This window comes from Stenotrophomonas maltophilia, from assembly GCF_047497515.2.
GTDB lineage: Bacteria > Pseudomonadota > Gammaproteobacteria > Xanthomonadales > Xanthomonadaceae > Stenotrophomonas.
On record NZ_JAXAXL020000009.1, the window covers coordinates 129735 to 154737 of the forward strand.

Below are 25003 nucleotides of genomic sequence, written 5' to 3' on the forward strand. Positions count from 1 at the left end.
GGAACCGATGTTCGCCGAACTGATTGCCCGCGCCTGCAGTGGCGCGATCCATGTGGTAACCGGCGCACGTGCGCTGTGGATCGGCTGTGCACCCTCCAGTGAGCACCGCGTCTATTACGGCAACCACGCCAGCCATGGTGATTTCGTGCTGATCTGGTCGTCGATGCCACCGGCCCTGCGCCGCCAGGTGCGTCCGGTGGCGGCGGCCGAGTACTGGCAGGGCGACGCCCTGCGCCGCTACCTGATCGATGCGGTGTTCAACGGTGTGCTGGTCGAGCGCGAGGCCGGCCATCGCCAGCAGGACCCGTTGCAGGTGCTGCGCGAAGCGGTTGATGAAGGGTGTTCGCTGATCCTGTTCCCGGAAGGCACGCGCAATGTCGGCGATGAGCCGCTGCTGCCGTTCAAGAGCGGCATCTATCACCTGGCGCGGCAGCGCCCGGAACTGGAGTTCGTACCGGTGTGGATCGACAACCTGAAACGGGTGATGCCCAAGGGCCGGTTCCTGCCGTTGCCGCTGCTGTGCACGGCGACCTTCGGCACGCCCCTGCGGCTGCAGGCGGATGAGGACAAGGCGGCGTTCCTGGCGCGCAGCCGGCAGGCACTGCTGGACCTGGCACCGAATGGAGGCCGCGCATGAGTTTCGTGCTGGATGTCTCCGGCGATCTGGCAACGCAGAGCGTAGGCCAGCAGACCGGCCTGCTGTTTGCCGGTGTCGGCGCGGTGCTGGTGCTGGCCACACTGGTGGCCGAGACGCTGCGCTGGCGCCAGCGCGGGCAGCCCAGCGCGGTGATCGCCAACCTGGTCTCGCGCATCCGCGCGTGGTGGGTGATGGCGATCGTGGTCGGGCTGGCACTGTTCTTCGGCCGTGCCGGGGTGATCGTGCTGTTCGCGATCATTTCGCTGTTTGCGCTGCGCGAGTTCATCACCCTGGCGCCGACCCGCTCTGGCGACTACTACGCGCTGCTGGCCGCGTTCTACATCGTGCTGCCCTGGCAGTACTACCTGGTGTGGATCGACTGGTACGGCATGTACACGCTGCTGATTCCGGTCTATGCGTTCCTGTTCCTGCCGATCCTGTCGACCATCGGCGGCGACACCACCCACTACCTGGAGCGCACGGCCAAGGTGCAGTGGGGGCTGATGATCTGCGTGTTCTGCATCTCGCACGTGCCACTGCTGCTGAACCTGCAGGTGCCGGGCCATGACCCGTCGCGCAACGTGCTGTTGTTTGCCTTCCTGGTGATCGTGGTGCAGTCCTCGGACGTGCTGCAGTACATCTGGGGCAAGCTGCTGGGCAAGCACCTGATCGCACCGAAGCTGTCGCCGTCGAAGACGGTGGAGGGGTTCGTCGGCGGTGTGCTGAGTGCGAGCGCGCTGGGCGCGGCGCTGTGGTGGATCACCCCGTTCACGCCGCTGCAGGCGTTCGGCCTGTCGCTGCTGATCAACCTGATGGGATTCTGGGGCGGCCTGGTGATGTCGGCGATCAAGCGCGACCGCGGCATCAAGGACTGGGGCCACATGATCGAGGGCCACGGCGGCATGCTCGACCGCCTGGATTCGGTGTGCTTTGCCGCGCCGGTGTTCTTCCATGTGGTGCGGTATTACTGGAAGGCGGGCGGCGGGTGATGCCGGGAGAGCGCCATCCACGCATGGCGTGGATCTACCGGGCAGGCGGCGGTTGATTCCGGGAGAGCGCCATCCACGCATGGCGTGGATCTACCGGGCGGGTGAGATCGGGTGATGCCGGGAGAGCGCCATCCACGCATGGCATGGATCTACCGGGCGGGCGGCGGTTGATTCCGGGAGAGCGCCATCCACGCATGGCGTGGATCTACCGGGCGGGCGGCGGTTGATTCCGGGAGAGCGCCATCCACGCATGGCGTGGATCTACCAGGCAGGCGGCGGTTGATTCCGGGAGAGCGCCATCCACGCATGGCGTGGATCTGCCGGCGGGTGAGATCGGGTGATGCCGGGAGAGCGCCATCCACGCATGGCGTGGATCTACCGGGCAGGCGGCGGTTGATTCCGGGAGAGCGCCATCCACGCATGGCGTGGATCTACCGGGCGGGCGGCGGGTGATGCCGGGAGAGCGCCATCCACGCATGGCGTGGATCTACTACGCGCTGATGCCGTATTCCTTCAGCTTCTTGCGCAGGGTGGCACGGTGGATGCCCAGCATCGCTGCGGCGCGGCTCTGGTTGCCTTCGCAGTGGTTGAGCACTTCCACGAACAACGGGATCTCCATCTCGCGCAGCACGATCTCGTAGACATCGTCCGCGTCGCAGCCATCGAGATCACGCAGGTAGCGGCGCACGGACTGGGCGACGTGTTCACGCAGCGGTGGCCGGGGAGCGCCACGACTGTTGTCAGGACGAGAAAGGACAGCGTTCAAGGGGGTTCCCGATTCGGTTGGCCCGTGCGCGCGGAGCGCGCGGCCGGACGAGGTGGTGGCGGTCAGTCTAGCGCGAGCGTGCCCGACCTGCCACGGCTGGACGCCTCTGTCCCGGTCAGAGGAAGTCGAAGGTGAATGCGACAGTGGATGCGGCAGGCTCCTGCACGCGGAACGCCACCCGTGCGCTCTGGCCCGGCTCCAGCACGGCGGCTCCGGGGTTTTCGCCCAGGTACTGCGCGGGGGTGAACACGCCGCTTCCAATCACCCGCCCATCGGCATCGGACAGTGACAGGCGCAGGTCCGGCCACGCCTGCGCCCAGCGCGCATCATTGCGGATGCTGGCCTGTACCTGCAGGACACCGGCCTGTCCCGGCAACGGACGGATCTCGCGGCTGGTCATGGTGAATGCCGCTGGCTCGTGCCATACCGGCAGACTGCAGCGCAGGACGCTGCACAGCGCGCCCAGCCATGCACGGTTGCCGGCATCGGCGGCGAGCCGGGCGCGATCGGCGAGCACGCTCTGCACGACCAGCAGCAGCGCCAGTGCGGCAACCAGCAGCCAGTAACGGCGCGGGGTCGGCAGCGCGCGCGGCCGTGTGCTGCCGAGGAAGCTGGGAGCATCGCTGGCAACGGTGGCTGCCATCAACGCGACCGGGGCCGGCTCGGCGACCGGTGTCACCGCGACGACCTCGGTGTCATCGTCATGCCGCAGGTCCATCGCCGGCGGCGCTGCCGCTTCGATGGGCTCTACCGGCACCTGCTCACCGATCGGTGCCTGCACGTCCGCATCCGGGGTGTGCACCTCGGATGCTGACGCAGGCGTACCCTCCGGCGCGGTGCGCAGGAAGGTGGCCAGTGGACGGCGGGGCGGGTTCGGCTCGGACATGCTCAGGATGCGGGCTCGGATCCAGCGCTCATTCAACCATGATCAGGCGCGACGCACGCCAGTGATGCGCATCCAGTCGCCATCCTGGGTGGCCTGCAGCTCGTCGAACCACACGGCATAGCGCTGCAGCAGTTCACCTTCCTGGCCGTGCAGGATGCCGGACAGGGCGATGCGGCCACCGGCGGTGACACGCGCGGCCAGCAGTTCGGCCAGTGCATCCAGCGCCGAGGCGAGGATGTTGGCGACCACGATCGGATAGGTCGCGACCGGCTCGTCCTGGGGCAGGTAGACATGCATGCGGCCCTGTTCGCCGTTGCGTTCGGCGTTGTCGGCGGTGGCGACCAGGGCCTGCGGATCGTTGTCCACGCCGATGGCTTCAGTGGCACCGAGCTTCAATGCGGCCAGTGCCAGGATGCCCGAGCCGCAACCGAAGTCGAGCACGCGCTGGCCCTGCAGCAGGCCGTCCACCGCCAGCTGGTCCAGCCAGCGCAGGCACAGGGCGGTGGTCGGGTGGGTGCCCGAACCGAATGCGAGGCCCGGGTCGAGCCGGACCACGGCCGCATCGGCGGCCTGGGCCGCTTCGGGCAGCTCATGGTTCCACGGCACGATCCAGGTCCGGCTGCCGAAATCCATCGGCTGGAACTGGTCCAGCCAGGCGCGTTCCCAGTCTTCGTCCTCGACCGCACGGAAGCTGCCGCCACTCCAGTCCAGCTCCGGATCGAAGGCTTCCAGCGCGGCCAGCAGCAACAGCGCGTTGCTGTCGGCGGGGAACAGCGCGCTCAGCACCAGGGTGTCCCACAGCGGGGTCTCGCCCACGCCCGGCTCAAGGATGGCCTGTTCGTTGCTGGTATCGGCCTCAGCGTCGAGCAGGGTGACGGCCAGGGCGCCGACGTCCTCCAGCGCGTTTTCATAGCGGGGCTGGGTGGCTTCGGTGCAGCGCAGGGTCAGTTCCAGGAACGGCATGGCAGTGGGGGCAATCGCGGGAAAGGGGGCCATGCTAGACCATTGGGGCGTCTCCGTATTGCATGAGATGCCGCCCGGATATGAACGAAGCCGGTTCAGACAGGCCCGTCGGGCCTTGCTAAAATGGGTGCTTTCCTGTGTGCCGTTAAGCTCGACCGCTGCCAATGGCCTTCGCTCCGACCCTGAAAACCTGGATGCTCGTGCTGCCGGCGGTGGCCGTGCTGGGCGTGGCCGGGTATCGGGCCAGCGGCCATATTCCCGCGGTGCCGGTGCCGTCGGTGGAGCTGCCGTCGGCGGTGGCGCCCAGCGACAGCAGCGCTTCGCTGCCGGTCATGCCGGAGGCGTTGGCGCGCCGCCTGGCGTCCTTCGAGCGTGGCAACGCACTGCCTTCGGGTCTGCCGTTGGATCTGCGCGCCGACATCGAGGATGCGACCGACCTGTATGCCTACGCACAGCGGCTGCGCGTGCAGGCCGACGAAGGCAACCACGAGGCGCGCTGGATGCTCAGCCGCGTCTACGACTATTGCGCCCAGTACGCCATCGATCCGGGTGGCTACCGGCTGGACAACAACGTGCTGGCCGGACTGGGCCTGACCGCCGCGCCGGCGATGGTACAGGCACGTGAGCGGGTGGCGCAGCGCTGTGGCGGTTTCGTGCCCGGCGACAAGCTGGGCGCCGCGCTGGTGCTGGCCGAACGCCGCAAGGCGGCTGCGCAGGGCAACCTGGCGGCGGAGGCCTCGTTGTTCGCCGAAGGCGAGCCGCTGCACGACAGCCCCGAGTACCGCCGTGACCTGGTCGAGCGGGTGCGCACGTCGCGCGATCCGGAGGCCTTCATGGCCATCGCGCCGGGCATGGGCCTGCGTGCGGCGGGCGATCGTGCGTTCGATGGCCTGGTGGCCGGCGAGCAGCTGAGCGAACTCGCATGGCGGCTTGCGGCCTGCGAACTCGGTCTACCGTGTGGTGCCGACAGTGTGCTTGTCAACGGTTTTTGTGCGAACGGAGGGATCTGTTCGCAGGATGGGACGCAGGATTTCCGAGATTTCGTGTATGACGCTGCGGTGTCGCGGCAAGGTGCGGGGAAAATGAAGCAGTGGATCAAGCGATTGGTTGGAAAGAGGGACGGGCAATGAACTACCGTCGATTCCTGCATGGGGCCAAGTTCTGGTTCTGGGTCGCGCTGTTTGTGGCCTATTCGGCCGGTGCGGTCGGGCTGTTGATGATCGACACCTACGAAGATCGCTACCGGCATCTGTCGAAAGTGGAACTGACCACGGTGAAGGCGCAGGAAGAGGTGCGCCGCGTGGGCGCCAGCCAGGTTGCGGCGGTCTACCGCGCGCAGAGCGGCATGCCGTTCGCATCGCTGCCAGCCGGCAGCACCTTCCAGGTGGTGTGGCCGGACGGTTCCACCGAGACCATGGTGATCATCGACCCGAGCTCGCCCAACGGTGTCCGCCCCCTGGCCAATTCGCAGATTCCGGCCGAAGTGGCCGACAAGCGCTGAACCTGTTGCTGTAGGGCCGAGCGTGGGGGCCGGCTCTACAGGCAATAAAGAAGGGCGGCGATATCCCCGCCCTTTTCATGTCCAGCGCCGGCTGCCGATCAGGTCAGTGCAATCGGCTTGTTCTTGCGCTCGGCCAAGCGCTTTTCCAGGTAATGGATGTTCTGGCCACCGGCCTGGAAGCCCTTGTCACGCATGATCCGCTGCTGCAGGGCGATGTTGGTCTTGATGCCGTCGACCACCATCTCGCTCAGCGCCACCCGCATGCGGGCGATGGCGGTTTCGCGGTCCGGGCCGTGCACGATCAATTTGCCGATCATCGAGTCGTAGTTCGACGGCACGCGGTAGCCACTGTAGATGTGGGTGTCCACGCGCACGCCAGGGCCGCCCGGCGGATGGAAGCCGGTGATGGTGCCCGGGCTCGGCACGAAGGTTTCGGCGTCTTCGGCGTTGATGCGGCACTCGATGGCATGCCCGGTCAGCACCACGTCGCTCTGCTTGATCGACAGCTTCTGGCCGGCGGCGATCTTCAGCTGCTCAGCCACCAGGTCGATGCCGGTGACCATTTCGGTGACCGGATGCTCCACCTGGATGCGGGTGTTCATTTCGATGAAGTAGAAGCGGCCGTCCTCGTACAGGAACTCGAACGTGCCGGCGCCGCGGTAGCCGATGCGCACGCAGGCTTCGGTACACACCTTGCCGATCTGCTCGCGCTGTTCGGCGCTGATGCCCGGTGCCGGCGCTTCTTCCACCACCTTCTGGTGGCGGCGCTGCATCGAGCAGTCGCGCTCACCCAGGTGGATGGCGTTGCCCTGGCCGTCGGCCAGCACCTGGATCTCCACGTGGCGCGGATTCTCCAGGAACTTCTCCATGTAGACCTCGCCATTGCCGAACGCGGCCTTGGCCTCGCTCTTGGTGGTTTCGATGGAGGTCTTCAGCGAGGCTTCGGCGTGCACCACGCGCATGCCACGGCCACCGCCACCGCCGGCCGCCTTGATGATGACCGGGTAGCCGATCTCACGGGCGATCTTGGTGTTGGCGACGATGTCTTCGCCCAGCGGGCCGCCCGAGCCGGGCACGCACGGCACGCCGGCCGACTTCATCGCGCGGATGGCTTCGACCTTGTCGCCCATCATGCGGATGGTGTCGGCCTTGGGGCCGATGAAGATGAAGCCGGACTCTTCCACGCGCTCGGCGAAGTCGGCGTTCTCCGACAGGAAGCCGTAGCCCGGGTGGATGGCCTGCGCGTCGGTGACTTCAGCGGCGGCGATCAGCGCCGGGATGTTGAGGTAGCTCTGCGGCGACGGCGCCGGGCCGATGCAGACCGACTCGTCGGCCATGGCCACGTGCTTGAGGTTGCGGTCGACCGTGGAATGCACGGCCACCGTGCGGATGCCGAGGGTATGGCACGCGCGCAGGATGCGCAGCGCGATTTCCCCTCGGTTGGCGATGACGACTTTGTCGAGCATGGCGTCCGCCCCTTAGCCGATCACGAACAGCGGCTGGTCGAACTCCACCGGCTGGCCGTTCTCGCCGAGGATGGCGACGATGGTGCCGGACTTGTCGGCTTCGATCGGGTTGAACATCTTCATCGCTTCGATGATCGCCAGGGTCTCGCCTTCCTTGACCTGCTGGCCAACGCTGACGAAGGCCGGCTTGTCCGGAGCGGACGAGGCGTAGAAGGTGCCGACCATCGGCGAGCGCAGCACGTGGCCTTCCGGCAGCGCCGGGCCCGGCTTGGCGGTGCCGCCGGTGGAGGCTTCGGTCGGCGACTGCATCGGCATCGCCTGCGCGGCCGGGGCAGCCGGGGCGGCATACACCGGTGCCGGCATCGGTGCGGCATAGCCGGCGACCGGGGCACGCGACAGGCGCACCGACTCTTCGCCTTCCTTGATTTCGATTTCAGCCAGGTTCGACTCTTCCAGCAGGTCGATCAGCTTCTTGATTTTGCGGAGATCCATGGTGGCCTCTTTGCTCGTGATGTCAGTGTGGTGGGGAGCGCGTCGCGCTCGGGTCAAAGCAGTTCGTAGAACTCGCGCAGCTGCCGCGTACGGTCGCGCGCGAGCGTGATCAGGCAGCGCATCTGTGCGCCGTTGCGTGCCGTACCATCGGAATTGAGGGCATAGACCGCGTTGCAGTCATGGTCGCGCAGCTGCATCCAGGCGCGTTGGGCCAGCACCAGCTGCTGCTCGGCATCGCCGCAGTAGCTGCAACCGCCGCCTTTGGCCGGCGTGCGCAGCTGTTGGCGCGCCAGGGCGTAGACGGCATTGAGTTCGGCGTCGGCAGCAGCGGCCACGTCCGAAGCGCACAGGTCGCTCTCCATCGTGGTGGTGGGATGCGCGCAGTCGATGCCTTCGGCACTGCGGTCGCCCGCATGGGCAACGCCGCACAGGCCGGCGCACAGCGCGAGGCTGGCAAGCACGCGCGCCAGCATCATCACGCGCCCGCCGCCTGCACGCGTGCCAGCGCCGCGTCCATCGCGTAGCGGTAGCTGTCGGCACCGAAGCCACACACCACGCCCACCGCCTTGTCACTGAAGTAGCTGTGCTGGCGGAACGGTTCGCGGGTATGCGGGTTGGACAGGTGGATCTCGATGAACGGCACCGCCACCGCCGCCAGCGCATCGCGCAGGGCGACCGAGGTGTGGGTGAAGGCGGCCGGGTTGATCAGGATGAAAGCGGTTCCGTCGTTGCGCGCGGCCTGCACGCGGTCCACCAGTACGTACTCGGCATTGGACTGCAGGCTTTCCACGGCGTGCCCGGCGGCGGACGCCTGCGCGGCCAGCGCCTGGTCGATGTCGGCCAGCGTGGTGTGGCCGTAGACCTCCGGCTCGCGGGTGCCGAGCAGGTTGAGGTTGGGGCCGTGCAGGACCAGCAGCTTCGCCATGGGATCCGGAAGACGGGAAAGGGCGGCAGTCTGGCGGAAGCGGCGGATGCTGTCCAGTTCGGCGAAGTTTGCCGTGTTTCAATCGATTGTTTGAAATTCGCCGGAGTGCTTGCGGCCGTATGGCGGGAGCCGGATCAAGGCGCGCTGAACGCCCGGCCTCCGGGGATACAAGCACGTAGGCCGACGATGACGACAAGGCCGGGCGCTGACCGATGCGGCAATGGGCCGTGATGCGGTAGATCCACGCCATGCGTGGATGAAGGAAGTTCGGTGCGCAGCAAGCTACGCACCCACCGAGGGGCAGCCCAAGGTGCGCTGCACGCCACCCACCGCCCCCGCCACGCACCCGCTCAGGTCTCCAGCGGTACCGTCGGCACCACGTTCGGGAAGACTTCCTCCAATGGCTCCCGCTCGCCGGGCTTCGGTGCTGGCCAGTTGTAGGCATTCACCGGCTGCGCGCGGTTCACCCACAGCGCGTAATGCAGATGGTCGGCGCGGCCGTCGCCGGTATTGGGGTGGATCAGGATGGTCAGGCCCAGGCTGTTGAGCTGCAGCCAGGGCACCAGTACCGGCAGCAGGTCGTTGGTGAAGCCGAAGTAGAACGAAGGCGTGACGTGCGGCCCGCGCGGCTCCAGGTTCCAGTTGCCCAGCTCCACCGGGAAGCGTTCGGCGGCCCAGCGCCGCAGCAGGGCTGCCTTGGCGAAGCTGTCCTCATCAAAGTAGATGTGCGCGTGATAGCTCTTGATGTCGGTGTACGCGCGTGGGGTGGCGGGCAGCGTGGCCTCGCCGGGGCGCACGCTGGCCGGGCGCGGGGTGGGTTCGCGGGCGGTGGCCTGGCCCCACGGACTGCTGCCCTTCGCCGGCGGCGGGACGATGGCGCGGAAGCCGGGCTGCCCGGGCTCAGTGGTGTTCACGGCAAGGTCGCCACGTGGGGCTGCAGCACCGGTGGACGTGCTGGCCAGGCCGCCGGCGGCCAATCCGGCCGACGCGATCAGGCGCCGGCGGGTGGGCGACAGCAGGTCGGCCCACTGCGCGTCATCGTCGCCCGCGTCGATGCGGGGGCCAGCGGGGGAATCCGGGTCGGGATGCATGAGCGGCTCCGTGTCAGGATGAAGGGGCAGCCATGCACGCTCGGGCACTGCCATCCGCCGCGTCCAATAAGCAGGCAGCATCACCTCATGCGCCAGCATGCGCGTCGCCATTGAGCGCGGGCGATGGCCGGGCTAGGGTGCGGCTGTACCGCTCTGGAGCCCGTCATGACCTCGATCGACGCCGACATCCCGCGCAGGCGCGCGGCCTTCCGCCAGCTGCATGCGCAGGGGTGTTTCGTGCTGCCCAATCCGTGGGACGTGGGCAGTGCGCGCTACCTGCAGCGGCAGGGGTTCCAGGCGCTGGCGACCACCAGTGCCGGCTGTGCCTGGAGTGAGGGTCGGCCGGATGGCGCGGTTTCGCTGCAGGCCACGCTGGCGCATCTGCGCCTGATGGTGGGGGCGACGCCACTGCCGGTGAACGCCGACTTCGGCGATGGCTTCGGTGCCACGCCGAAGGAGGTGGAAGAGGCGGTGGCCGCCGCCATCGATACCGGTGTGGCCGGCCTCTCGATCGAGGATGCCAGCGGTGTGGCCGATGCACCGCTGCGCCCGATCGGGCAGGCGGTCGAGCGGCTGCGTGCGGCCCGCGCGGCAATCGACCATGCTGGCGGTGATGTGCTGCTGGTGGGCCGCGCCGAGAACTTCTTCGTGGGGGTGCCGGACCTGCAGGACACCTTGCAGCGCCTGCGCGCCTATGCCGAGGCCGGTGCCGACGTGCTGTACGCGCCGGGCATCAGCACGCCTGAGCAGATCAGCGCGGTGGTGGCCGCGGCAGGATCGAAGCCGGTGAACCTGCTGGTGGGTGGGCCGACGCCCATGCGCCTGCAGGACATCGCCGCACTCGGCGTGCGCCGGGTCAGCCTCGGTGGCGCGCTGGCCCGCGCGGCGTGGGGTGGCTTGATGCAGGCCACTCAACCAATCGTGCAGGACGGCCGCTTCGATGGCCTGCAGCAGGCGGCCTCGGGCGCGGCGTTGAACGCACTGTTCCAGTAGCTCCAGGCCCCGCGTGGAGGGATGCGCCGCCGGCTACAGCGCCTCAATGTCCCGCTTGGGCAGAGTCACCCCGGGCTCCAGGGCGGGCAGCAGTTGTCGCAGCAGCGCGGGATTGCCCTGCAGGCCGGACCCATCCAGATAGGTCCAGTCCGCACTGCCGACGCGGCGCACGGCCACCATGAACGTGGTGCTGCGCATCGGCGTTTCGCGCACCCGCACCAGCGACTGGCGCGGCACGAAGCAGACTTCTTCCTCTCCGGCCGCATAGGTCCGGGTCGGTACGCCCACCTCTTCGCTGATGACCACCACGCCGGTGCTGCGCAGCTTCTTCAATGCATCGCGGGTGATCGCCCGGAACGCCGCATCGCCACCGGCCAGCCGCTTGAGGCTGGGATGGGTGCGTTCAATGAGGAATTCCGCATCGCCACGGGCGTAAGCGGCCATCATCGCGCGCACATCTTCGCGCAGTGCCTTCGCGTCACTGGGGCTGAGTTCACCGGCGAAGGCAGAGGGCAGCAGCAACAACAGCAGCAGGGTCAGTATCGGCAGCAGCAGGTATCGGCGCATGTGCGGGCGTCGTGCAGGGAACCACTGGACTATACGGGCGATGCGGAAACAGCGTCCCATCAATGGGGCTGGTGCGAGGCCATTCATTACTTACTATTGGTAGCTAGTGAATTCCAGAGATCGCCCCATGCACAGCCTCATTGTCATCGCCCATCCTGATCCTTCCTCGTTGACCCATGCCATCGCCCGGCGCATCGGCGAGGCCATCGGCGCGGCCGATGCCGGCAACAGCGTGGCCTACGCCGATCTGATGGCCGAGGGCTTCGACCCGCGCTTCAGCCTGCAGGACCAGGCGCTGTTCCGCGGCACGGGCGCTGTACCGGCCGATGTCGCCGCCGAGCAGGCGCGGCTGGATGCGGCCGACACGCTGGTACTGGTCTACCCGCTGTACTGGTGGTCGTTCCCGGCGCTGCTGAAGGGCTGGATCGACCGTGTGTTCACCCAGGGCTGGGCCTACCAGGAGGGCGCCGACGGCAAGGTGCAGAAAAAGCTGCAACGGCTGCACGTGCACCTGGTCGGGGTGGGCGGCGCGGGCGCGGAGATGATCGAGCGGCGCGGCTACGGGGCAGCGATGAAGACCCAGATCGACATGGGCATCTTCGATTACTGCGGTGCGCGCGTGCTGTCGTCCGAACTGCTGCTGGACGCCGATTCCGGCGCGGCCTGGGCGCATCTGCAGTCAGCAGGAGAGATCGGCCGTAAAATCGGTACTCCGATGCGCTGACCGCCGTGCCCTGCCGATGCCTGCCACGCCCGCTCCGACACGCCGCCGACTGACCCGCGAGCAGCGCGCCCGCCAGTTGTTGGACGTGGCCTGGGCGCTGGTCGGCGAGGAAGGCACCGATGCTCTGACGCTGGGACGCCTGGCCGAGGCGGCGGGCGTGACCAAGCCGGTGGCCTACGATCACTTCGTGACCCGCAATGGACTGCTGGCGGCGCTCTACGATGACTATGACGGCCGGCAGACCGTGGTCTTCCACGAGCGCATCGGCCGCGCCAGGGCGCAGCTGGCCGATCGTGCGGCGGCCATCGCCTCCGGCTACATCGACTGCATTCTCAGCCAGGGCAGTGAAGTGCAGGGCATCCTCGCCGCGCTGGTCGGCGCGCCGGAACTGCACGAGGTGCGTCGGCGCTACCAGCAGGACTTCATCGACAACTGCCAGGTCTGGCTGGGCCCGTTCGCCGCCGAGGGGGCCGTGCCCTTGGCGGGGCGCTGGGCGATCCTGGGCGCGGCTGAAGCGCTGTCGGAAGCCGTGGCTGCCGGCGCACTGGACACGGCCGACGCCGAGGCCGAGCTGCAGCGCGTGATCGTGGCGACGGTCAAGCGGCGCTGAGCCGCATGGCAGCTCAGGCGTGGGCAGGCGTGCCGGCTAGTGCGGCGAACCCTGCCGACAACTGATCGCGCACCAGCGCGTCGCGCGCGTCGCGGCTTTCAGAACCCAGCACCACGGTAATCAGCCGCACCGGCTGCGCCCGGCCGGGCACCGTGCGGCACGCGGTGGCGGCCAGGCAGAAGCCTGCGGCCCGGGTGTAGCCGGTCTTCAATCCATCCACGCCGTGCTCGCCAAGCAGGGTGTTCTGGTTGTTGCGGCTGAAGCGGCCATGCGCGAACGCGCGCTGTGCGGTGATCGCCAGAATCTGCGGATGATCGTTCAGCAGGCAGGCGGCCAGCACTGCCATGTCGCGCGCGCTGGAGGCATGGTGCGGGGTGGTGATGCCGGAGACGCTGGCGAACCAGGTACTGCGCAGGCCAAGCTGGCGCGCATGCCGGTTCATGCGATCGAGGAATGCGGTCTGCGATCCGTCCAGGTGGCGCGCGATCGCCAACGCGGCGTCATTGCCGGAGACGATCATCAAGCCTTCCAGCAGGCGTGCCAGAGTAATTGTTTCGCCAGGCACCAGCCCCATGCGCGTTTCGTCATCGGCCACCGCATGCACATCGTCGCTGGCAATGGTGACCGCTTCATCCCATGCGCGCCCGCGTTCTTCGACGCATGCGTACGCGGCGTAGGCGGTCATCAACTTGGTCAGTGATGCCGGTTGCCGCGCGGTTTCTGCGTTGTGCTGGTGGATCACCGCGAAGGTGGCCGCATCCAGGGTGATCGAGGACAGCGGCGCGCGCGCTGGAACGGGGAGGGACATGGAGGAGGCGGTGGCAATGGAGAGCCGCAGGATAGTGCGCGGCGGCTGCATGAAGCTGCAACATTGAAACGATATAACGTATCGTCATTGTGGGCCGCCGTTGGCCCGACGGGATATCCGATGACTGCATGCACGCCACGCCGCTGGCTCTCTACCTCGTTGCTGATTGCGCTGGCGGCGCTCGGGGGCTGCCAGCCCAACCTGCGCGCCGAGGCTGTACCTTCCGCTGAAGCGCGCCCGCACAACGTGATCGTGATGATCAACGACGGCGCCGGTTGGGGCACCTGGGATGCCGCCGCCTACTGGCAGTACGGCAGCCGCGAAGGTGCCCCCTATGCGGATTTCCCGCAGCGCCTGGCGGTGACCACCTTCCCGTTGAATTCCAGCAGCCAGCCGACCCGCGACAACGCGCAGGCCCTTGGCTACGACGCGGGCAAGGCCTGGGATACCGAACCGGTGCCCGCGCCGGACCTGCCGTTCGTGGGCTACCAGTACCTGGCGGCGGTGGCGACCGACAGTGCGGCCGCGGGCACGGCGTTGTCCTCGGGCATCAAGACCTATAACAACGCCATCAACTACAACAACGACGGCAACCCGGTCGAGTTCAACACGCTGCGCGCCAAGCGCCTGGGCATGGCCACCGGCGTGGTCACCTCGGTGCCGTTCGCGCATGCCACGCCGGCGGCGTTCGCAGCGCAGAACGCATCGCGCAACAACTACCACGCCATCGCCCACCAGATGCTGGCACAGGGCCACATGGACCTGGTGATGGGCACCGGTGGCCCCGGCTACAGCGTTGATGGCGTGGCCTGTGGGCAGGCCTCGGATGCAGCAAAGGCCGAAGGCTGCGCGAACCCGTGGGAGTGGGTGTCGCAGCAGGATTGGCAGCAGCTGGAAGCGGGCCGCACCATTGGCGGCAACCCGTCGGGGCCGTGGCGCCTGATCCGCGGCAAGGAGGAATTCGCCGCGCTGGCGCAGGGACGGCTGCCGGCCGACCGCCCGCTGATCGGCGTGCCACGCGTGGCCAACACGCTGCAGCAGGCACGCCAGCTGCAGGTGCTGGGCAAGGATGTGGCCACGCCCTCTGGCGTAAGGAAGATCGACAGCGTGCCGAATCTTGCGACCATGACCCGCGGTGCGCTGTGGTTCCTGCAGCAACGCTCGCCTCAGGGCCTGTTCCTGATGGTGGAAGGCGGCGCCACCGACTGGGCCGCGCATACCAGCGCCTGCGGCACCGAATGGCACTACGGCGCGTGCAGCGACCAGCCGCAGTACGGCCGTTTGATCGAGGAAACCGTGGAGTTCAACGACGCGGTGGCGGCAGTGGTGGACTGGATCGAGCGCAACGGCGGTTGGGAGCGCAACCTGCTGATCGTCACCACCGACCACGACAACAGCATGCCGATGGGCCCCGATGCACAGAACGTCGCCTTCCAGCCGGTGCGCAACAACGGCCGCGGACGCCTGCCGGGGATGAGCTTCCGCCCGACCGGCAACCACTCCAATGCGCTGGTGCCGCTGTGGGCCAAGGGCGCGGGCGCGGAGCTGCTTGCAAAGCGCGTGCGTGGCGTCGATGCCGGCTATCGCCAGCACGTGGGCTGGAACGACGGCCGCTACATCGACAACACCGACGTGGCGGCGGCGGTGCAGGAGGCGTTGCAGCGTTAGGGGCGTGCCGGGCAGCGACCGGCAGCTGCGGGCTGCCCGGTTGGCGGGGTTGCCGGCCAGCGGCCGGCATTACCGGGAGTGCTGCTGGGCGGCGGGACCGGGCTGGCCAGCTGCCGGGCCAGCTCGGCGCTGGCCACATGGCCGTGCAGGAACAACAAGCCGCTGAAGATGTTCATGAGCGTGCCTCCACTTGAGTGGATTGCACGATACGGGCAGCATGGGCGCGCAAAAAGCGACATTTCCGCAAGCACGCCTTGAGACGAATTCAAGCCTGATGTCCCGTCCGCCCCTCCATGCCCTGCAGGGTTTCGTGGCTGCCGCCCGGCTCGGCAACCTGTCGCGTGCGGCGGCGTCGATGAACCTGACCGTCAGCGCACTCAGCCATCAGATGCGCCAGCTGGAAGAGCGCCTCGGCCAGCCGCTGCTGGTCCGGCAGCCGCGTGGCGTCACCCTCACGCTGGAAGGGCAGCGCCTGCTGGAGCAGGTCGGCCCGCATCTGGACGCGATCAACGAGGCCTTCCAGCCCTATGCGGCGCGCGCCGAGCACGTGCTGACGATCAGCGCGGTGCCATCGATGGCGTCGGCGTGGCTGGTGCCACGCCTGGGCCACTTCGTGGCTGCGCACCCGCAGATCGAGATCAATTTGCAGTCGAGTGAACGGCTGGTCGATTTCGAGCGGCAGCGGCAGTTCGACGCCGCGCTGCGGCTGGGCACCGGGCACTGGCCGGGGCTGGTGGTGGAACCGCTGTTCGACGAGTGGCTGCTGCCGATGGCCAGCCCGGCGCTGATCGAGCGCATGGGCGGCATCGACCGCGTGCCGCTGACCCAGTGGCCGCTGCTCGGTGATCCCGACGGCGCGTGGGGCGCGTGGTTCGCGTTGAGCGGGCAGAGCCCACCGCTGCGCTTCGTGGCGGTGCTGGATGATTCGGAGGCCCACCACCGTGCGGCGCTGGACGGGGTGGGCGTGGCGCTGGGACGGGTGACGCGGGCGCGCCTGCTGCTGGAATCCGGCCAGCTGGTCGCGCTGTCCAGCCAGCGCCTGAAGACGGCGTGGCCGCATTGGCTGGTGTACCCGCAACGCTCGGCCCGCCATCGCGGCTTCCTCGCCTTCCGCGACTGGCTGCACGCGCAGGCCGCCGAACACGTGCGGCACATGGCAGACGCACATCTGTAACGTCGAGCTTGCTCGACTGTCTTCGCGCACAGGCAGTCGAGCAAGCTCGACTCTGCATTCACCGCACCAGCGTGACCGCCTGTCCGGCCCGGGCGAAGGCCTCGCCCAGCAGCGGGCCTGCCTTGATCGCCTGCACTTCCTCGAACAGTGCCTGCAACGCATCGGCCGGGCGCGAGGCCGGCGCAGCCACCGCCTGCTGGATCACGGTGAATCGATCGGCCAGCACGCGGTGGCCGGGATGCAACTGCGCCCAGGCCACCAGCGGCTGGCGTACACCGGCGGCGGCATCCAGTTGCTGTTGCTCGAACAGGTCAATGGCGGCCGCAGAGGTGTCGGCGCGTTCGATCGTGGCGTGGCGCAGCTCGCGGCTGAGGAACAGGTCGTAGGCCGCGCCCTGGCCGACCGCGATGCGCAGGCCGTCGCGGTCGAGGTCGGCCACCTGCTGCGCCGGGCTGTCCTCACGCACCAGGTAGGTGCCTTCGATTTCCACGTACGGCGCGCTGGAGGCGATGCGGTCCGCCCGCGCCGGATCGATCGCCAGGAAGGCCAGATCCCAAGCGTCTTCGGCAGCCGCAGCAACCACCGAGGCTGCCGCATCGTGACAGGTGAAGCGGGCCTGCACCCCCATCCGTTGCGCCAATGCGGTGGCCAGTTCCAGCGAGGGGCCACGCGGCGAACGCGCGTCTCCCTGTGCCAGCACTGGATTGCCCAGGTTGATCGCCACGCGCAGGTATCCCTGCGGTGCCAGCGCGTTTCGATGGTCTGTCAAGGACATGCCGGGCTCCGCAGGAAGGCGAACCCCAGCATGCCAGCGTCGGTGTCCGCGCGGCGTGCACTCAGCCGCGTGCGGCGAACGTGCCATGGAAGCCCAGCGGCACTGCATAGGGCAGCCAGGCCTGTGCGATGGGGCCATCGTCCAGGTGGCGTGCATCGAGTACTGCCAGGCCACTGCGCTTGTTCAACGGATCGAGCAGCGTACCGATCAGCCAGCCGTCGTCGGCGTTGCGGCTGCCGGGGCGCGGCACGAATACGTGTTCCTCAGCCATGATGTCCGGCCCGTAGTGCCACAACTGGCGCCGCCCGCGTTCAATATCGAAGGCGGCCACGGCGTTGAAGTAGGGCGCGTTGGCCGGACCATCGATGGTGGGCGCGTAAAGCCGCGCACCACGGGTGTTGGCCGAGCGCGGATCAAACAGCGGAAACTCCACCGCGCTGATGCCCAGTGATTCCCAGCGCGCCTGGCCACGGCGCAGGTCCAGGTGCAGCTCGACCAGGCTGGCGCCACTGTTGGCCGCATGGGCACCGTCGCCGGCCATCGCTTCCTTCATCGGTGAGCGAGCCTCGTTGATGTCGTCATGGCGCACTGCGCGCAGTACGATGCTCCCATCGCGGGTGAAGGCATCGCCGAAGTGGTAGATCGCCGCGAACGGCGCCTCGAACCATTGCGCCTTGTCCGGTGCATCCTTGGCGACCACCGCGATGCGCGCCGCGCGCTGCGGTGCGAACTGCATGCGCTCGAAGAAGCTGCCACCGGTGCCGGTGAAGTCGAATGGCATCAGCACGAAAACGAGATGCTGTTCGGTCATGGCGAAGGCATGCAGGTAGCCATGCTCGGGCGTTTCAATCACGTTGGCGCTGCGCAGCTGGCCGTCCTTGCCGATGTGCCAGACCAGCAGGCCGTGGCCCCCCATCAGGCTGATCGAGCCGAAGTTCCACACGCTGCCATCGCGGTCGGGCAGGGGATGGGCGGAGAACGGCAGCGCGGCCAGGTCCGGGCGCCAGGTGACCGGGCCAAGGGTCTGCAGCGAATCGGGGTCCACCTCGAACGCCGAGCCGGATTCGCACAGCGCGAACAGGCGGCCGTTGATCATCGTCACCGAGGTGTTGGCGACGTTGGCATCGTCGTTGTTGCGCACCGCCAGTGCACCGGGGACGCTGGTGCCCGCAGCGGGGTACTGGAAACGGCCGGCCTTCTGCTCACGGCTGAACTTCGGCGTGGCCACCATGCGCCCGTGATGGGTCAGGCTGCCATCGCCGTTGAAGCGCCAACCATGCACCATGCCGTCACCGTCGAACCAGTGGTCATAGCGGAAGCCATCGCGCTCGGTCCAGGCCGGGCCATTGCGGTACAGCGTACCGGCCAGCCCGGCCGGCAGCCGGCCCTGCAGCTGCACGGTGGCCGGGCCGAGACTTTCGCTGCTGACGCTGCGCCAGCCGAGCAGCCACGGGTGCTCCTGCAGGCCCTGCGCGAAGTGCGCGGGATCGCCGGCGAAGGCGGGTGCGCTGCGCAGGGCGGTGGCGCCAAGCGCCAGGCAGGCACTGCTGCTGAGCAGGGTACGAAGGAAGCGGCGACGGTCCATGATGGCCTCGGGTCTGGATGCAGGAATCAGCGCAGGGTGATGTCGATGGCGGCACCGGCGGCCGGCACGTCAACGCGCGCTTCGTCGAAGGTCGGCTTGCGCATCACCTGCGGGTTGTTGCTGAAGCCATAGCCTTCCACCGGCATGCCGACCAGGTTGGTATCGAGTTTGCCGTTGTCATTCTCGTCGTGGGTGAGCAGCACCGCGTAGCTGCCGGCCGGCACGTTCTTGAACACGAAGCGGGCACTGTCGCCGCTGGGCCTGGCCTGCTGCGCCTGCACCGGCGCGGCCTTGCCGTCCCAGGCGGTGGCGTTGTCGACCAGGGCGACGCGCAACGTGCCGGTCTGTACGCGGACATCGTGTACGGTCACGGCCAGATCGGCAGCGTGGGCGCCACCGGCCAGGGCCAGGGCGGTCAGGGCGGTGCTGAGCAGGGCGGTACGGATCATGGCAGTGGCTCCGGAAGTGAGGGGTGCTGGGGTGTGGGGCCAGTCTGCGCGGAGGCCGGTAGCGGGTTCAGGGCCAGTGGTCATCGATTCGACGTGCCAGAAGTCACTTTCTGCGCCGGACCCATTGCCGAGGGCGGGCGCGGCCGTCAGCATCTGGCCATGCCCAGCCTGCGCCGCCATCTGTTGCGTCCCCTCAGCCTTGCCGGCCTGGTCACGGTGCTGGTGGTGGGCCTCTCGTTTTCGGTGCAGGGCCCCCGCGGCCACCTCAGCCTGCTGCTGCTCGGCGCGTTCCTGCTGCTGTTCGTGCTGCATGGATGGGCAGCGATGCCGACCCGGGTGCGCGCGGTCGCCGCGATCCTGCAGGCGCTGCTGGCCGTTGCCCTGGCCGCGCTGCAGCCGCGTACCGGGACCGCACCCGTGCTGCTGGTGGTGCTGGTCGCACAGCTGGCCGAACACTGGCCGTCGCGCTACGTGTTGAGCATTGCGCTGCTGGCCAACCTCGCCCTGTACGCCGTGCTGCGCCACAGTGGCTTCACCCAGCCGCTGCTGGTGGTGCTGCTGTACGGCGGCTTCCAGGCATTTGCCGCGCTGACCGCGCACTATGCACGCAGCACGGCACTGGCCCGCGATGACCTGGCCCGCGTCAATGCGGACCTTCTGGCCACGCGTGCGCTGCTGGCCGACAGTGCACGCGATGCCGAGCGCCTGCGCCTGGCACGCGAGCTGCACGATGTGGCGGGCCACAAGCTCACCGCGATGCGGTTGAACCTGCGCGCGCTGGCGGCTGATCCGGTACTGGCCGGGCGCGAAGGCCTGGTGCTGGCCGAGCAGTTGTCGGGCGAGCTGCTGGGCGATATCCGCCAGGTCGTGCAATCGATGCGCGATGATCGCGGCCTCGACCTGGGTACCGCGCTGCACGCGCTGGCCGCGCCGTTCCCGCGGCCGAAGCTGCAACTGCGAATCGGCGAGGGCGTGCGCGTGACCGACCCACTGACGGCCGAGACTGTGCTGCGGCTGGTGCAGGAAGCGCTGACCAATGCCGCCCGGCATGGCAACGCAGATACCGTATGGCTGACGATCAACGAAGAGGATTCCCGGTTGCGTATCGATATCCGTGATGACGGCCAGCGCAGCGAGCGCATCCGCGAGGGCAATGGCATCGCCGGCATGCGCGAGCGCCTGGCTGCGGTGCGCGGCCAGCTGGAACTGGCGCGCACCGCACAGGGCGGCATGCACCTGACCGCATGGTTGCCGGCATGAGCGGCACCGCGATCCGCGTTGCCCTGGCCGACGACCAGGCGCTGGTCCGCGCCGGCCTGCGCGCACTGCTGCAGGGGCTGGGGGTGGCGGTGGTGCTGGAGGCCGAAGACGGTCAGGCACTGCTGGATGCGCTGCTCACGCAGCCGGTGGACGTGGTGCTCAGTGACATCCGCATGCCGGGCCTGGATGGCATCGAAGCGCTGCGCCAGCTGCGTGCCCGCGGTGACGCCACCCCGCTGCTGCTGCTGACCACCTTCGACGAGAGCGATCTGCTGCTGCGGGCAAGCGAAGCGGGTGCGCAGGGATTCCTGCTCAAGGACGCGGCCCCGGCTGATCTGCACGAGGCGATTGAACGCGTTGCCGCCGGCGAGACCCTGCTGCTGCCGGTCAGCACCGAGCCGGTGCGCGCCCGCTACCGCTTCCACGATGAAGCGCCGCCGACCGACACCTTCGGTGAGCGTGAAGTGGCAATCCTGCGGTTGCTGGCTGGCGGCTACAGCAACAAGGAGATCGCGCGCAGCCTGTTCCTGGCCGAAGGCACGGTGAAGAACTACGTTTCCGCCATTCTCGACAAGCTCGGCACCCGCGACCGTACCCGTGCGGTACTGAAGGCGATTACCCTGCGCATCATCTGACCGGGCCACGCAAGGAGAGCCTGTGAACCCGATCCTGCATGTCGAGATCCCCGCCCGTGACCTGGCCCGTGCCATCGCGTTCTACCAGCAATGGCTGCAGGTGGTGGTGGACGAGCCGGTCCTGCTGCATGACTGCCACATGGCCTACCTGCCGTACTCGGACGACGCGACGGGTGCCAGCATGGCGCTGGTGCAGGGGGCGGACTACCAGCCCTCCGAACAGGGCGCGCGCCTCTATATCGGTGTCGATGATCTTGAGGCCAGCCTCGACCGTGCACTGCAGGCTGGCGCCGACCTGCGCTTCGGCCCGGCCGATGCAGGCGACTGGCGCGTAGCCGAGATCCGTGACAGCGAAGGCAACCGCATTGCCCTGCAGGCCCGGGCCGTTCTGTAGCGTCGAGCTTGCTCGACTGCTGTTGACGGCGCTACCGACGCCTCCGTCGAGCAAGTTCGACGTTACGGTGTTGTGGCGCGCGAGCGCTGCAGCCAGTCATTGATCGCCGGGTCCAGCCGCGGATCATCCGGCAGTTGCACGCCGAAGTGCTGCTGCAGCACCTCGCGCACATCGCCTACGTCATGCAGCGGGCGCTTGTCCGGTGCCTGCCCGGGGCGGTACTCGGTGTAGTTGCCGCTGCCGATGGTGCGGCGCCAGTCCGGCCCGGTCAGTGAGGCGCGCAGCTGGCCGGGGAAGCTCGAATCCGGATGCGTGCACACGTACCAGTTGCCCACCACGTTGTCGATCGGCTCTGGTGCGTGCAGATCGAAGCGATACATCGCGCGCCAACCACCGTTGGATTCGGCCGACAGCACGAAGTCGCCCGATCCGGGCAGCCGCTGCAGCAGGTAGCGCTCGTGTGGCGTGGGCTGCGGCGCAGTGTCGTGCAGGCGCAGCGGCACGGTGGGGGTCAGGCTGCCGAAGCCGGCATCGACCAGCCAGTCCTCGCCCTCCACATGCACCCGCAGCAGCAGATGGGTCCGTGCGGTCAGCTCGCCATCCTGTGCCGACAGCAGCACGCGCGCGCTCAGCGGCTGGGCATCGAAGCCGAGTGCCTGCAGCAGGGCCAGCAGGCCGCCATTGAGTTCGAAGCAGTAGCCACCCCGGCGCTGGTCGAGCAGCTTGCGCTGCACGCTGTCCAGGTCGATCGGTACCGCGTCACGCAGCAGGCAGCTGAGCGTCTCGAACGGCAGCAGCGCGTTGTGGCGCTGCTGCAGCAGGGTCAGGCCCGCCAGGGTCAGCGGTGGCGGTGCATCCAGCTGCAGGCGTTGCAGGTAGCGGGGGACATCAAGCGTCGTCATGGTGGCACCGGCCGGGGGAGGGAGGTCCACTGTGCGCCCCCAACCGGGGTTGAGGTCAAGCGCAGCACCGGTGTCATGCCCCCGTCGCCTGTGCCCGGTACAAAGGCCACGCCTGCCGCCACCTGCCGGGTAGCATCAGAAAACGTCCTAAAGTTGCGTGGAATGCGGCCGATACAGGTGCGTCCTTCCGCCTGGAGCCTGTCATGTCGGCCGTCGTTCCCCACCTTCGGTCCCTGCGCACGCGTCTTGCCGCGTTGCGCTCAGCATCCCCCGGCCTGCTGCTGTGGCTGCAGCCGCATCGGCTCAGCGTGGCCAACAAGCTCAAGGCGACCCTGTGGGTCTGCGGTCTGGGCCTGGTCGCGATCGCCGCAGTCTACGCCTGGACCGGCCACGCCAGCGCCCAGGCCGCGCGCAACCAGGCCAGCTACCAGCATGGCAGCGACCTGGCCGCCCGCCTGGCTACGCGTGTGGCCGAAGCCCGCCGCCTGCAGACCCAGTATGCACGCAGTTTCGACGATGCTGACCGCAACCAGTTGCTGGCCACGCAGAAGGCACTGCAGGCCGATCTACAGGCGCTGCGCGCGATACCGATGGATGCCGGCCGGCGCAAGGCGCTGCAGGTGCTGACCGAGGCTGCCGACGCATTCTCGCAGGGCGTGGCCGCGCTGTTCGAGCGCGTCGATGAAATGGGCCGGGGTGAAGCTGGCCTCGCCGCACAGCTGCAGCAGGCCGCCGACCGCCTGCAGGCGCGGGTGGATGCCCTGCAGCGGCCGTCGCTGGCGCTGTCCCTGCAGAAGATGCGGCGGCAGGAAGCGTTGTTGCTGCTCGATGGCGACGCCGCGCACGCCGACCGCGCGAGCGAGGAAAAGCTGCCGTTCGACCTTGCGCTGGCCGGCTTGCCGGCCGACGTGCAGGAGGCGGTGCGGGGCGAGATGGAGGGCTACCAGATCGCGTTGCTCGGTTACACCGCCGCCCGGGTCGGCCTGGATGTGGAGGCGCAGTCCTTGCTGGACACCGCCGCCGGCGTGGCACCGGCGCTGGCCGCCTTCCAGCAGGCCCAGGTCTCCGCGCTGGGCAACGCGCAGGCGCGCCAGCAGGCCGGCACGCGCACCATGAGCGTACTGTTCGCGCTGACCCTGCTGCTGGTCGCGGGCGTGCTGATCACCAGCCTGGTGCTGGTCCTGCGCGCGGTGCGCCAGCCGATCCAGGACACCCTGCGCTTTGCCAGCGATATCGCCGACGACCGCCTGGACACTACCCTGCGCGTCTACAACGCCAACGATGAGATCGGCCAGCTCGCCCAGCGGCTGGTCGACATGCAGCAGCGCCTGCGTGCGCGCATCGAGAGCGAACGCGCGCTGGCACGCGGCAATACCCGCGTGCGCCAAGCGCTGGACAGCGCACAGACCGGCCTGATGGTGATCGATGCCGAGGGTCGGGTGGCCTACGCCAACCCGGCGCTGCTGCAGCAGCTGGACCTGCAGGTTGAAGAACTGGTGGGCAGTGAGGCGGCACGCCTGCATCCGGCGCTGGCCAGCCTGGCCGGCGTGCGCCAGCGCGAAGAACGCGAGATCGGCCACGACGGTGTTCGCTACCAGCTGATCGCCAACCCCATCACCGACGAAGGACAGTTCCTCGGTGTGGCGGTGGAATGGCGCAGCCGCGCGCTGGAAACCCTGCTCGAAACCGAAGTGGCCGCACTGGTCGACGCCGCTGCGCACGGTGACCTGCACGGCCGCATCGCGCTGGACGGCAAACAGGGCTTCGTGCACACGCTGTCGACCAGCATCAACCGCCTGTTGGCGACCTTTGAAACCAACCTCGGCGATCTGCAGGCACTGCTGGGCGCGCTGGCCCGCGGTGACCTCAGCGTGCGCATGGACGGCGACCTGCAGGGCGTGTTCGCGCGCATGCGCGACGATGCCAACGCCACCGTCGCGCAGCTGGGACGCATCGTCACCCGCATACAGCAGGCGGCCTCCAGCCTTGATACCGGCGTTGGCGAGATCGTCGCTGGCCACCACGACCTGTCGCAGCGTACCGAGCAGCAGGCGGCCAACCTGGAAGAAACCGCGGCGTCGATGCATGAGCTGACCGACACCGTCGGGCGCAATGCGGATGCTGCAGGACGTGCCGATGCGCTGGTCAAGGGCGCCGCCGTGGTGGCCCAGCGCGGTGGCGAAGCGGTCAGCCAGGTGGTGGCGACCATGCACGGCATCAGCGAGGCGTCGCGCCGGATCGGCGATATCACCCAGCTGATCGATGGCATCGCTTTCCAGACCAACATCCTTGCACTGAACGCAGCGGTGGAAGCAGCACGCGCGGGCGAGCAGGGGCGCAGCTTCGCGGTGGTGGCCGCAGAAGTGCGCCTGCTTGCGCAACGCAGTGCCGAGGCGGCCAAGCAGATCAAGGGACTGATCGAGGATTCGGTGGCGCGTGTCGGCCAGGGCAACCAGCAGGCCGAGCAGGCCGGCACCACGATGGGCGAGATTGTCGGCAGTGTGCAGCAGCTGGCGGACCTGCTGGCCGGCATCCGCAGCGCATCGCAGGACCAGCATGCCGGCATCGCACAGGTGAACCAGACCATCGTGCAGATGGAAGCCAGTACCCAGCGCAATGCCAGCCTGGTGGAGGAAGCCGGTACCTCGACTGCGCAGATGCAGGCGCAGGTGCATGCCCTGGCCGAAGCGGTGGGAGCCTTCCGCCTGCAGCCGGCGCGGCAGGCCCGCGCCGCGGCCTGATC

28 protein-coding genes are annotated in these 25003 nt (G+C 68.3%); 13 read left to right on the forward strand and 15 right to left on the reverse strand.

What is annotated here, in order from left to right; genetic code table 11:
• Nucleotides 1-7: 7 nt before the first annotated feature.
• Together ACMZPQ_RS13760 and ACMZPQ_RS13765 are read left to right on the forward strand one after the other, a co-directional pair.
• On the forward strand, nt 8-637 hold the full coding sequence (locus ACMZPQ_RS13760; RefSeq protein ID WP_197582311.1) for a 1-acyl-sn-glycerol-3-phosphate acyltransferase: 630 nt from the start codon (nt 8-10) through the stop codon (nt 635-637).
• Nucleotides 634-1626, forward strand: coding sequence for a phosphatidate cytidylyltransferase (locus ACMZPQ_RS13765; RefSeq protein ID WP_197582310.1), 993 nt, complete (start codon nt 634-636; stop codon nt 1624-1626). Before ACMZPQ_RS13760 ends, ACMZPQ_RS13765 begins: the two co-directional genes overlap by 4 nt.
• 490 nt (nt 1627-2116) lie before the next feature.
• On the opposite strand, the gene fis is transcribed toward ACMZPQ_RS13765, so the two are convergent.
• The 3 genes from fis to prmA form a co-directional block, all read right to left on the reverse strand.
• Nucleotides 2117-2392: a DNA-binding transcriptional regulator Fis gene (gene fis / locus ACMZPQ_RS13770; RefSeq protein ID WP_005419706.1), complete on the reverse strand. Its 276-nt coding sequence runs from the start codon at nt 2390-2392 to the stop codon at nt 2117-2119.
• Between the two features lie 115 nt (nt 2393-2507).
• On the reverse strand, nt 2508-3278 hold the full coding sequence (locus tag ACMZPQ_RS13775; protein WP_197582308.1) for a DUF3426 domain-containing protein: 771 nt from the start codon (nt 3276-3278) through the stop codon (nt 2508-2510).
• A 42-nt stretch (nt 3279-3320) separates the two neighbouring features.
• The gene (gene prmA, locus ACMZPQ_RS13780; protein ID WP_197582325.1) at nt 3321-4241 is read right to left on the reverse strand and encodes a 50S ribosomal protein L11 methyltransferase; all 921 of its coding nucleotides are present in this window, start codon (nt 4239-4241) and stop codon (nt 3321-3323) included.
• A 164-nt stretch (nt 4242-4405) separates the two neighbouring features.
• On the opposite strand from prmA, the gene ACMZPQ_RS13785 reads away from it, so the two are divergent.
• Complete coding sequence (locus ACMZPQ_RS13785) at nt 4406-5371, forward strand: hypothetical protein (protein WP_197582307.1); 966 nt, start codon at nt 4406-4408, stop codon at nt 5369-5371.
• Nucleotides 5368-5742, forward strand: a complete 375-nt coding sequence (locus ACMZPQ_RS13790; RefSeq protein WP_197582306.1) for a hypothetical protein — start codon at nt 5368-5370, stop codon at nt 5740-5742. Before ACMZPQ_RS13785 ends, ACMZPQ_RS13790 begins: the two co-directional genes overlap by 4 nt.
• A gap of 98 nt (nt 5743-5840) precedes the next feature.
• Here the strand turns inward: ACMZPQ_RS13790 and accC are convergent, their stop codons facing one another.
• The 5 genes from accC to ACMZPQ_RS13815 all read right to left on the reverse strand — a co-directional run bounded on the left by accC (nt 5841) and on the right by ACMZPQ_RS13815 (nt 9716).
• The gene (accC, locus tag ACMZPQ_RS13795) at nt 5841-7208 is read right to left on the reverse strand and encodes an acetyl-CoA carboxylase biotin carboxylase subunit (RefSeq protein WP_006473295.1); all 1368 of its coding nucleotides are present in this window, start codon (nt 7206-7208) and stop codon (nt 5841-5843) included.
• Between the two features lie 12 nt (nt 7209-7220).
• Nucleotides 7221-7700 (reverse strand): acetyl-CoA carboxylase biotin carboxyl carrier protein, encoded by a 480-nt coding sequence (accB, locus tag ACMZPQ_RS13800; RefSeq protein WP_008265096.1) that lies wholly within the window; start codon nt 7698-7700, stop codon nt 7221-7223.
• A 53-nt stretch (nt 7701-7753) separates the two neighbouring features.
• Nucleotides 7754-8176, reverse strand: coding sequence for a lysozyme inhibitor LprI family protein (locus tag ACMZPQ_RS13805; protein ID WP_197582324.1), 423 nt, complete (start codon nt 8174-8176; stop codon nt 7754-7756).
• Nucleotides 8176-8625 carry a type II 3-dehydroquinate dehydratase gene (gene aroQ, locus ACMZPQ_RS13810; protein WP_197582305.1) on the reverse strand — a complete coding sequence of 150 codons (450 nt, stop codon included), beginning with the start codon at nt 8623-8625 and terminating at the stop codon, nt 8176-8178. Before aroQ ends, ACMZPQ_RS13805 begins: the two co-directional genes overlap by 1 nt.
• 350 nt (nt 8626-8975) lie before the next feature.
• Complete coding sequence (locus tag ACMZPQ_RS13815; protein WP_197582304.1) at nt 8976-9716, reverse strand: DOPA 4,5-dioxygenase family protein; 741 nt, start codon at nt 9714-9716, stop codon at nt 8976-8978.
• A 165-nt stretch (nt 9717-9881) separates the two neighbouring features.
• Here ACMZPQ_RS13815 and ACMZPQ_RS13820 point away from each other — a divergent pair, with 165 nt between their 5' ends.
• The gene (locus ACMZPQ_RS13820) at nt 9882-10709 is read left to right on the forward strand and encodes an isocitrate lyase/phosphoenolpyruvate mutase family protein (protein ID WP_197582303.1); all 828 of its coding nucleotides are present in this window, start codon (nt 9882-9884) and stop codon (nt 10707-10709) included.
• 33 nt (nt 10710-10742) lie between these two features.
• Here ACMZPQ_RS13820 and ACMZPQ_RS13825 read toward each other — a convergent pair whose 3' ends face one another.
• Nucleotides 10743-11276, reverse strand: coding sequence for a hypothetical protein (locus ACMZPQ_RS13825; RefSeq protein WP_197582302.1), 534 nt, complete (start codon nt 11274-11276; stop codon nt 10743-10745).
• A 127-nt stretch (nt 11277-11403) separates the two neighbouring features.
• Between ACMZPQ_RS13825 and ACMZPQ_RS13830 the strand changes: the two genes are divergently transcribed.
• Together ACMZPQ_RS13830 and ACMZPQ_RS13835 are read left to right on the forward strand one after the other, a co-directional pair.
• Nucleotides 11404-12000, forward strand: coding sequence for an NAD(P)H-dependent oxidoreductase (locus tag ACMZPQ_RS13830; RefSeq protein WP_197582301.1), 597 nt, complete (start codon nt 11404-11406; stop codon nt 11998-12000).
• Nucleotides 12001-12016: 16 nt separating this feature from the next.
• A complete protein-coding gene (locus ACMZPQ_RS13835; RefSeq protein WP_197582300.1) occupies nt 12017-12610 on the forward strand; it encodes a TetR family transcriptional regulator in 594 nt (197 codons plus the stop codon).
• A 13-nt stretch (nt 12611-12623) separates the two neighbouring features.
• On the opposite strand, the gene ACMZPQ_RS13840 is transcribed toward ACMZPQ_RS13835, so the two are convergent.
• Complete coding sequence (locus tag ACMZPQ_RS13840; protein ID WP_197582299.1) at nt 12624-13418, reverse strand: serine hydrolase; 795 nt, start codon at nt 13416-13418, stop codon at nt 12624-12626.
• A gap of 120 nt (nt 13419-13538) precedes the next feature.
• Here ACMZPQ_RS13840 and ACMZPQ_RS13845 point away from each other — a divergent pair, with 120 nt between their 5' ends.
• Complete coding sequence (locus tag ACMZPQ_RS13845) at nt 13539-15086, forward strand: alkaline phosphatase (protein WP_197582298.1); 1548 nt, start codon at nt 13539-13541, stop codon at nt 15084-15086.
• Here the strand turns inward: ACMZPQ_RS13845 and ACMZPQ_RS13850 are convergent.
• Nucleotides 15083-15262 (reverse strand): hypothetical protein, encoded by a 180-nt coding sequence (locus ACMZPQ_RS13850; RefSeq protein ID WP_414486107.1) that lies wholly within the window; start codon nt 15260-15262, stop codon nt 15083-15085. The two genes, ACMZPQ_RS13845 and ACMZPQ_RS13850, sit on opposite strands and share 4 nt — an antisense overlap.
• A gap of 98 nt (nt 15263-15360) precedes the next feature.
• On the opposite strand from ACMZPQ_RS13850, the gene ACMZPQ_RS13855 reads away from it, so the two are divergent.
• On the forward strand, nt 15361-16260 hold the full coding sequence (locus tag ACMZPQ_RS13855) for a LysR substrate-binding domain-containing protein (protein WP_312647036.1): 900 nt from the start codon (nt 15361-15363) through the stop codon (nt 16258-16260).
• Nucleotides 16261-16318: 58 nt separating this feature from the next.
• On the opposite strand, the gene ACMZPQ_RS13860 is transcribed toward ACMZPQ_RS13855, so the two are convergent.
• The 3 genes from ACMZPQ_RS13860 to ACMZPQ_RS13870 all read right to left on the reverse strand — a co-directional run bounded on the left by ACMZPQ_RS13860 (nt 16319) and on the right by ACMZPQ_RS13870 (nt 19069).
• On the reverse strand, nt 16319-17035 hold the full coding sequence (locus ACMZPQ_RS13860) for a transporter substrate-binding domain-containing protein (RefSeq protein ID WP_197583719.1): 717 nt from the start codon (nt 17033-17035) through the stop codon (nt 16319-16321).
• 61 nt (nt 17036-17096) lie between these two features.
• Nucleotides 17097-18620, reverse strand: coding sequence for a carotenoid oxygenase family protein (locus ACMZPQ_RS13865; RefSeq protein ID WP_197583721.1), 1524 nt, complete (start codon nt 18618-18620; stop codon nt 17097-17099).
• 26 nt (nt 18621-18646) lie between these two features.
• A complete protein-coding gene (locus ACMZPQ_RS13870; protein ID WP_197583722.1) occupies nt 18647-19069 on the reverse strand; it encodes a DUF2141 domain-containing protein in 423 nt (140 codons plus the stop codon).
• A gap of 159 nt (nt 19070-19228) precedes the next feature.
• Between ACMZPQ_RS13870 and ACMZPQ_RS13875 the strand changes: the two genes are divergently transcribed.
• Genes ACMZPQ_RS13875 through ACMZPQ_RS13885 form a run of 3 tightly spaced genes read left to right on the forward strand, consistent with a single transcriptional unit; the run spans nt 19229 to nt 21358 of the window.
• Nucleotides 19229-20329, forward strand: a complete 1101-nt coding sequence (locus tag ACMZPQ_RS13875) for a histidine kinase (protein ID WP_197583724.1) — start codon at nt 19229-19231, stop codon at nt 20327-20329.
• Complete coding sequence (locus ACMZPQ_RS13880) at nt 20326-20964, forward strand: response regulator transcription factor (RefSeq protein WP_197583725.1); 639 nt, start codon at nt 20326-20328, stop codon at nt 20962-20964. The genes ACMZPQ_RS13875 and ACMZPQ_RS13880 overlap by 4 nt, the downstream gene beginning before the upstream one ends.
• A 22-nt stretch (nt 20965-20986) precedes the next feature.
• Complete coding sequence (locus ACMZPQ_RS13885; RefSeq protein ID WP_197583726.1) at nt 20987-21358, forward strand: VOC family protein; 372 nt, start codon at nt 20987-20989, stop codon at nt 21356-21358.
• Nucleotides 21359-21420: 62 nt separating this feature from the next.
• On the opposite strand, the gene ACMZPQ_RS13890 is transcribed toward ACMZPQ_RS13885, so the two are convergent.
• Nucleotides 21421-22260, reverse strand: a complete 840-nt coding sequence (locus ACMZPQ_RS13890; protein ID WP_197583727.1) for an arylamine N-acetyltransferase — start codon at nt 22258-22260, stop codon at nt 21421-21423.
• A gap of 203 nt (nt 22261-22463) precedes the next feature.
• On the opposite strand from ACMZPQ_RS13890, the gene ACMZPQ_RS13895 reads away from it, so the two are divergent.
• Nucleotides 22464-25001, forward strand: a complete 2538-nt coding sequence (locus ACMZPQ_RS13895) for a methyl-accepting chemotaxis protein (RefSeq protein WP_197583728.1) — start codon at nt 22464-22466, stop codon at nt 24999-25001.
• Nucleotides 25002-25003: the final 2 nt, after the last annotated feature.

Coding starts and splice junctions, on each gene's coding strand:
- ACMZPQ_RS13895 (WP_197583728.1), top strand. CDS start 22,464: ATGTCGGCCGTCGTTCCCCACCTTCGGTCCCTGCGCACGCGTCTTGCC.
- accC (WP_006473295.1), bottom strand. CDS start 7,208: ATGCTCGACAAAGTCGTCATCGCCAACCGAGGGGAAATCGCGCTGCGC.
- ACMZPQ_RS13860 (WP_197583719.1), bottom strand. CDS start 17,035: ATGTCCTTGACAGACCATCGAAACGCGCTGGCACCGCAGGGATACCTG.
- ACMZPQ_RS13870 (WP_197583722.1), bottom strand. CDS start 19,069: ATGATCCGTACCGCCCTGCTCAGCACCGCCCTGACCGCCCTGGCCCTG.
- ACMZPQ_RS13825 (WP_197582302.1), bottom strand. CDS start 11,276: ATGCGCCGATACCTGCTGCTGCCGATACTGACCCTGCTGCTGTTGTTG.
- ACMZPQ_RS13880 (WP_197583725.1), top strand. CDS start 20,326: ATGAGCGGCACCGCGATCCGCGTTGCCCTGGCCGACGACCAGGCGCTG.
- ACMZPQ_RS13785 (WP_197582307.1), top strand. CDS start 4,406: ATGGCCTTCGCTCCGACCCTGAAAACCTGGATGCTCGTGCTGCCGGCG.
- ACMZPQ_RS13845 (WP_197582298.1), top strand. CDS start 13,539: ATGACTGCATGCACGCCACGCCGCTGGCTCTCTACCTCGTTGCTGATT.
- ACMZPQ_RS13855 (WP_312647036.1), top strand. CDS start 15,361: ATGTCCCGTCCGCCCCTCCATGCCCTGCAGGGTTTCGTGGCTGCCGCC.
- ACMZPQ_RS13815 (WP_197582304.1), bottom strand. CDS start 9,716: ATGCATCCCGACCCGGATTCCCCCGCTGGCCCCCGCATCGACGCGGGC.
- ACMZPQ_RS13775 (WP_197582308.1), bottom strand. CDS start 3,278: ATGTCCGAGCCGAACCCGCCCCGCCGTCCACTGGCCACCTTCCTGCGC.
- ACMZPQ_RS13890 (WP_197583727.1), bottom strand. CDS start 22,260: ATGACGACGCTTGATGTCCCCCGCTACCTGCAACGCCTGCAGCTGGAT.
- aroQ (WP_197582305.1), bottom strand. CDS start 8,625: ATGGCGAAGCTGCTGGTCCTGCACGGCCCCAACCTCAACCTGCTCGGC.
- ACMZPQ_RS13850 (WP_414486107.1), bottom strand. CDS start 15,262: ATGAACATCTTCAGCGGCTTGTTGTTCCTGCACGGCCATGTGGCCAGC.
- ACMZPQ_RS13840 (WP_197582299.1), bottom strand. CDS start 13,418: ATGTCCCTCCCCGTTCCAGCGCGCGCGCCGCTGTCCTCGATCACCCTG.
- ACMZPQ_RS13820 (WP_197582303.1), top strand. CDS start 9,882: ATGACCTCGATCGACGCCGACATCCCGCGCAGGCGCGCGGCCTTCCGC.
- accB (WP_008265096.1), bottom strand. CDS start 7,700: ATGGATCTCCGCAAAATCAAGAAGCTGATCGACCTGCTGGAAGAGTCG.
- ACMZPQ_RS13875 (WP_197583724.1), top strand. CDS start 19,229: ATGCCCAGCCTGCGCCGCCATCTGTTGCGTCCCCTCAGCCTTGCCGGC.
- ACMZPQ_RS13830 (WP_197582301.1), top strand. CDS start 11,404: ATGCACAGCCTCATTGTCATCGCCCATCCTGATCCTTCCTCGTTGACC.
- ACMZPQ_RS13765 (WP_197582310.1), top strand. CDS start 634: ATGAGTTTCGTGCTGGATGTCTCCGGCGATCTGGCAACGCAGAGCGTA.
- ACMZPQ_RS13760 (WP_197582311.1), top strand. CDS start 8: ATGTTCGCCGAACTGATTGCCCGCGCCTGCAGTGGCGCGATCCATGTG.
- ACMZPQ_RS13805 (WP_197582324.1), bottom strand. CDS start 8,176: ATGATGCTGGCGCGCGTGCTTGCCAGCCTCGCGCTGTGCGCCGGCCTG.
- ACMZPQ_RS13835 (WP_197582300.1), top strand. CDS start 12,017: ATGCCTGCCACGCCCGCTCCGACACGCCGCCGACTGACCCGCGAGCAG.
- ACMZPQ_RS13790 (WP_197582306.1), top strand. CDS start 5,368: ATGAACTACCGTCGATTCCTGCATGGGGCCAAGTTCTGGTTCTGGGTC.
- prmA (WP_197582325.1), bottom strand. CDS start 4,241: ATGCCGTTCCTGGAACTGACCCTGCGCTGCACCGAAGCCACCCAGCCC.
- ACMZPQ_RS13865 (WP_197583721.1), bottom strand. CDS start 18,620: ATGGACCGTCGCCGCTTCCTTCGTACCCTGCTCAGCAGCAGTGCCTGC.